This window comes from Neoroseomonas rubea (genome assembly GCF_016106015.1).
Taxonomy (GTDB): domain Bacteria; phylum Pseudomonadota; class Alphaproteobacteria; order Acetobacterales; family Acetobacteraceae; genus Neoroseomonas; species Neoroseomonas rubea.
This window is the reverse complement of the sequence record NZ_JACADQ010000276.1, coordinates 1-5713: the sequence shown is the minus strand read 5'-3', so window position 1 is coordinate 5713 and position 5713 is coordinate 1. Positions and strand designations below refer to the sequence as shown.

The following is a 5713-nucleotide window of genomic DNA, read 5'->3' as shown; positions in this document are numbered from 1 at the left end:
GGCCGGCACCAGCCCCGCCAGCGTCCCCCAGCGCAGCGGCAGCCGGGCGAGCAGCCCCCAGGCCAGCGGCACCGTCCGGAAGGGCCGGCCGAGCCGTTCGGCGATGCCCAGCGCCTGCGCCGCCGTGCCCGCCCGCGGGTCGGCCAGCACCCAGACATCCTCCGTCATGGACGGGGCGCGCCCCGCCGATTAGGACAGGGGCGACAGGCACCATCACCAGGACGACCCGACATGACCGCGCTGCACGCCTCCGACTGGGACCGCGACGCCGCCCTGACCACCGCGCGCATCCTGCTCGAGATCAAGGCGGTGAACTTCCGCCCGGAGGAGCCCTATACCTTCACCAGCGGCTGGAAGAGCCCCGTCTACATCGACTGCCGCAAGATCATCTCCTTCCCCCGGGCGCGCAACCGGATCATGGAGTTGGGCGTCGAGAAGATCGGCCGGCATGTCGGCTACGAATCCATCGACGTGGTGGTGGGCGGCGAGACCGCCGGCATCCCCTTCGGCGCCTGGATCGCCGACCGGATGATGGCGCCCATGGCCTATGTCCGGAAGAAGCCGAAGGGCTTCGGCCGCAACGCGCAGATCGAGGGCGAGGTGCCGGTCGGCCAGCGCACCCTGCTGGTCGAGGATCTGACGACCGACGGCGGATCCAAGATCCGCTTCGCCAACGCGCTGCGCGAAGCGGGCGCGGTCTGCGAGCACACCTTCGTGGTGTTCTTCTACGGTGTCTTCCCCGGGTCCTTCGAGAAGATGAAGGCCATGGGGCTGAACCTGCACCATCTGTGCACCTGGTGGGACGTGCTCGAGGTCTGCCGCGAGAAGCCCTATTTCAGCGAGGCGGCGCTCAAGGAAGTGCGGAAGTTCCTGGAGGACCCGGTGTCCTGGTCCAAGGCGCATGGCGGCGCCGGCAGCAGCGAGGAGGCGAAGCTCGCCGAGGGCGCCGAGTAAGCGTTGGGCGCCCGATCCCATCGATATTCAAGTGATGGTGATGTCCCGCAGCCCCTTCGCCTGCCGAACGGTCGCCTATTTTCGAGACTGCATTTTTCCCGGCGTCTCGGAGACAGCATGATACAGCATCGCATTGCCGTGAAAGTCACCTGGGCAGGTCTTGGCGACCAGATGATGCAGATGGATTTAATCCACCGGATCGCCGCTTTCTCCCAAGGCCGCTACGTACACCTGCCGATGTTCCCGAAGCGGATCTTTCCCGATGTGGGCGATTTCACCGGCATTGACCTATATCATCGGTTGCATCCAGATCCGGATGCCCCGCCCGACCTGCCCCAACTGATGATCGACCTCGTCGATCTGTTCGATGAGGACTGCACCACCCTCCTGCCCGAGGAGGTGCGCAGCGGCGCGGTGCTCGCGGTGGTGAAGTTCCAGTACCTGAACGCGCTGCCGAAGATGCAGAACTTGTACCGGCGCATCGCCCAAAGCGCGCCGTTCCCGTTCCGGGATCTGTATCGGCTCGGCCTGCAGGGCCGTCCGAGCCTGAACCCGGCGACGGGGCGAATCCGGCTCGTGGTGCATCTGCGGCTCGGCGACACGGCGACGATGACGCTTGCCGACGGAAGGCGCCTGACGGCGGACGGGATGCGCATCCTGGGCACCGACCCTACGCTCAGCGTGCGCCCTCCGGTCGACGTCGCGCGCGCCATCGATTTCTGCCGGCATATGGCGGCGGACCCGGCGGTCGATGTCATGCTGCTCTCGGACGGGTACGACCTGGCCATCCGCAACCTGAAGACCTTTCGCAGCATGGTTCCCGGGTTGAGCATCGAGGAACGGGACAGCCTCATCGCCCAGCTGGAGGAGAAGGGCCGGATCTTCGAGACCCTGCCCGCCGAGATGCGGCGTGTGGGGGAGACGGAGGAGGACACGCGGTTCGCCATCGACACCCTCGCCGCGGCCGACCTCGTCGTCCGGACCAGCGGCGGTTTTGCGCTTATGGTGGCGCGCCACATGGGCGGCGTTCCGCCGAACCGCATCTTCGACCTTGACGCGGCGCTGGCCACGCCGGACCTGGTGCGGCGGGAGATCGCGCGGATCGCCGAGGCTGCACCGGAACGGACGGGCGCATGACGCGGCCCAGGCGCGCGGCCGGCCAGGCTGCGGCGCGCATAGGGGCGCTGCCACTCGCGCTGGTGGCAACGTTGCTCTCCGCCCCCGCCGCCGCGCAGCCGCGCGACACGCTCACCATCGGCATCACGCAATACCCTTCCACATTCCACCCCAACATCGAGAACATGGCCGCGAAGTCCTACGTGCTGGGCTTCGCGCGGCGGCCGCTCACCGCCTATGGCGCGGATTGGCGGCTGACCTGCCTTGCCTGCGAGACGCTGCCCTCGCTCGAGAACGGCCTCGCGGAACGCGAGACCACGCCGGACGGAAAGGCCGGCATCCGCGTGACCTTCCGGCTGCGGCAGGGCACAAGCTGGGGGGACGGCACGCCCGTCACCTCCGAGGATCTCCGCTTTGCCTGGGAAGCGGGGCGCGAAGCGGCGACCGGCTTCGGCCCCGCCGAGTTCTACCGCAGCGCCTATGAACTCATCGTGGTCGACCCGCGCACCGTCACGCTGCGGTTCGACCGCGTGACCTTCGAATATGCCTCCATGGGCGACTTCCAGCCGCTGCCCGCCCATATCGAGCGCGCGCGCTGGCAGGCCGATCCGCGGGCCTACCGCACGCGCACGGCCTACGACACCGAGACGACGAACCCCGCCTTGTGGAACGGGCCCTATCGCATCACGGCGGTGCAGCCGGGCGCGTCCATCACGCTCGAGCGCAACGCGGCCTGGAACGGCGCCGCGCCGCATTTCCGGCGCATCGTGATCCGCACCGTCGAGAACACGCCCGCGCTCGAGGCGCAGTTGCTCGCGGGCCAGGTGGACATGGTCGCGGGCGAGCTCGGCCTGCCGATCGAGCAGGCGATCGCGCTGGAACGCCGCACCGGCAACCGCTTCCGCTTCCTCTACCAGCCCGGCCTGATCTACGAGCACATGGATTTGCGGCACGACCACGTCGCGCTGGCGGATCGCCGCGTGCGCCAGGCGCTTCTGATGGCCACCGACCGCGCGCAGATCACCGAACGCCTGTTCGGCGGGCGGCAGCCCGTCGCGCATACTTCCGTGAACCCGCTCGACCCGATGCACGACCCGCAGGTGCGGCAATGGCCCTTCGATCTGGCCCGCGCCCGCGCGCTGCTGGACGAGGCCGGCTGGACGCCCGGCCCCGACGGTATCCGCCGCAACGCGGCCGGGGAGAGGCTGTCGCTGGAATTCATGACCACCGCCGGCAACCGCGCGCGCGAACAGGTGCAGCAGGTGCTGCAGGGCATGTGGCGTCAGGCGGGGATCGAGGCGCGCATCCGCAACGAGCCGCCGCGAGTCTTCTTCGCCGAAACGCTCTCCCGTCGCCGCTTCCAGGGCCTGGCGCTGTTCGCCTGGATCAGCGCGCCGGAATCCGTGCCACGGTCGTCGCTGCATTCCGACGAGATCCCGCGCGAGGAGCGCAACTGGTCCGGCCAGAACTATGGCGGCTTCCGCAATGCGGAGATGGACGTGCTGACCCACAGCATCCCCGAGGAACTCGACCGCGAGCGGCGGCGGGAGATGTGGCGCCGCCTGCAGGCTATCTACGCCGAGGAACTGCCCGCCATCCCGCTGTGGTTCCGCGCGGACGCGCATGTCTGGCCGACATGGCTCGATGGTGTGCGGCCGACGGGGCATCTCAACGCCTCGCCCCTGTGGGCGGAGGAATGGCGGGCGCGCTGATGCTCGACCACGTCTCCATCACCGTGAGCGACCTGCCGCGCGCGGCGCGCTTCTACGATGCGGTGATGGCGGCACTCGGCGTGCCCTGCGTGTGGCGGGAGGCGGACGCGATCGGCTACGGGCAGCGCAGCGACGCCAGCGACGACAGCCACACCTACCTGACGATCCGCGCGACGGGCGCGGCGATCCACACCGACCGCCGCCACTGGTGCTTCCGCGCCCCGGACCGCGCGGCGGTCGCCGCCTTCCACGCGGCGGGCCTCGCGCAGGGCGGCGCGGATGACGGCACGCCGGGACTTCGGCCGCACTACCACGCGCAGTACTACGCGGCCTTCCTGCTCGACCCGGACGGCAACCGGGTCGAGGCGGCGTGCCACCGGGCGGCATGACGCGCCTCCTCGCCAGCCGCCTCGCGCAGATCGCCGTAACGCTGGCGATCCTCTCCTTCTGCGCCTTCGCCCTCATCGCGCTCATGCCCGGCGACCCGATCGAAGTCGCCATCGCCGGCGACCCGCGCCTCACCGGCGAGGACGCGCAGCGGATGCGTGCGCTGCACGGGCTCGACCGGCCCTTCCATGAACGCTACCTCGCCTGGGCCGGCGGGCTGATTCGGGGCGAATTCGGCTATTCGCGGCTCTTCGCCCAGCCCGTCGCGTCGCTGCTCGGGCCCGCGCTGCTCTCCACCCTCGCGCTGGCCGGAACCGCGCTGCTGATCGCGCTCGCGCTCGGCGTCGCACTCGGCGCGCTCGCCGCATCGCGCCCGCGCGCGGCACCGGCGGTCGATGGCATCGCCGTCATGGGCCAGGCCATGCCGACCTTCTGGCTCGGCATCCTGCTCATCATCCTGTTCGCCGTCACGCTCGGCTGGCTGCCGGCGGGCGGGGCGGCGGATGCGGGCACGGGCCTCGCCTACCTGGTCCTGCCGGTCGCGACGCTGGCCATCGCGCATCTCGCCGCCTATGCGCGGCATTCGGCGGCATCGCTCGAAGCCACCCTGACCGAGCCCTGGATTCGCACCGCCCGCGCGCGCGGTGCGTCCGAACGCGTCGTGCTGCTGCGCCACGCCTTCCCCAATGCCGCGCTGCCGGTGCTGCAGATCGCGGCTCTCGATGCCGGGGCGCTGGCCGGCGGCGCGCTGGTGACGGAGACGGTCTTCGCCCGCCCCGGCATGGGCAAGCTCCTGTACGACGCGGTGATGGGCAACGACACCAACCTCGCGCTGGTCGCACTGCTGCTGGTGGCGCTGGTCACCATGCTGGCGACGCTCGGGGCGGACCTCGCCCAGCGCCTGCTCGACCCGAGGCTGCGCGAAAAATGACGCGCCTTGCCCTCGGCCTCGGACTCCTCGGGCTGCTCGCCCTTGGCGCCGCCGCAGCGCCGCTCGTCGCCGATGCGCTCGGCCACGATCCCTTCGCGCCGGACCTGCTCGCGCGGTTCGAACCACCTTCCGCGCGCCATCCGCTCGGCACGGACGATCTCGGGCGGGACATCCTGACGCGGCTGCTCTATGGCGCGCGGGTCTCGCTCGCGGTCGGGCTCGCGGCCGCACTCGCCGCCGCGCTGATCGGCACGACGGCCGGGCTGCTCGCCGCCTGGCGCGGCGGGGCCACGGATGCGCTGACCATGCGCTTCGCCGACTTCATGCTCGCCCTGCCGGCCCTGCCGCTGCTGGTCCTGCTCGCCGCCGCCGATCCCGCGCGCATCGGCCTGCCGGCGCGCGGGGAGGCGGCGGGCGACGTGCTGCGCATCGTCGTCATCCTCGCGCTGTTCGGCTGGGTCGGCGTCGCACGGCTGGCGAGGGCGGCGGCCCTGGCCACCTTCTCCCGCGACCATGTGCGCGCGGCGCGCGCGCTCGGCGCGGGGGAGGCCCGCATCCTCCGCCGCCACGTGCTGCCCGCGCTGCTGCCGCCGGTCGCCGTCGCCACCGCGCT

Annotated in this window: 6 protein-coding genes; all 6 read left to right on the top strand. The window is 71.0% G+C overall.

From position 1 onward, the window contains the following. Nucleotides 1–231: 231 nt before the first annotated feature. Entirely contained in the window at nt 232–954 is a 723-nt protein-coding gene (locus HW577_RS19400; protein WP_198377777.1) for an orotate phosphoribosyltransferase, read from the top strand. Nucleotides 955–957: 3 nt separating this feature from the next. Continuing rightward, complete coding sequence (locus HW577_RS19395) at nt 958–2091, top strand: hypothetical protein (protein WP_198377776.1); 1134 nt, start codon at nt 958–960, stop codon at nt 2089–2091. Next, the gene (locus HW577_RS19390) at nt 2088–3782 is read left to right on the top strand and encodes a peptide ABC transporter substrate-binding protein (protein WP_198377775.1); all 1695 of its coding nucleotides are present in this window, start codon (nt 2088–2090) and stop codon (nt 3780–3782) included. Before HW577_RS19395 ends, HW577_RS19390 begins: the two co-directional genes overlap by 4 nt. Next, nucleotides 3767–4171, top strand: coding sequence for a VOC family protein (locus HW577_RS19385; RefSeq protein WP_232475071.1), 405 nt, complete (start codon nt 3767–3769; stop codon nt 4169–4171). Before HW577_RS19390 ends, HW577_RS19385 begins: the two co-directional genes overlap by 16 nt. Further along, nucleotides 4168–5100, top strand: coding sequence for an ABC transporter permease (locus tag HW577_RS19380; protein WP_198377774.1), 933 nt, complete (start codon nt 4168–4170; stop codon nt 5098–5100). The genes HW577_RS19385 and HW577_RS19380 overlap by 4 nt, the downstream gene beginning before the upstream one ends. After that, nucleotides 5097–5713: ABC transporter permease (locus tag HW577_RS19375; RefSeq protein ID WP_198377773.1), on the top strand; the 617-nt coding region annotated here is incomplete at its 3' end. The genes HW577_RS19380 and HW577_RS19375, both read left to right, overlap by 4 nt.

Excerpts from the sequence above, each read along its gene's own strand:
- HW577_RS19400 (WP_198377777.1), top strand. The coding sequence starts at position 232 with ATGACCGCGCTGCACGCCTCCGACTGGGACCGCGACGCCGCCCTGACC.
- HW577_RS19390 (WP_198377775.1), top strand. The coding sequence starts at position 2,088 with ATGACGCGGCCCAGGCGCGCGGCCGGCCAGGCTGCGGCGCGCATAGGG.
- HW577_RS19385 (WP_232475071.1), top strand. The coding sequence starts at position 3,767 with ATGGCGGGCGCGCTGATGCTCGACCACGTCTCCATCACCGTGAGCGAC.
- HW577_RS19380 (WP_198377774.1), top strand. The coding sequence starts at position 4,168 with ATGACGCGCCTCCTCGCCAGCCGCCTCGCGCAGATCGCCGTAACGCTG.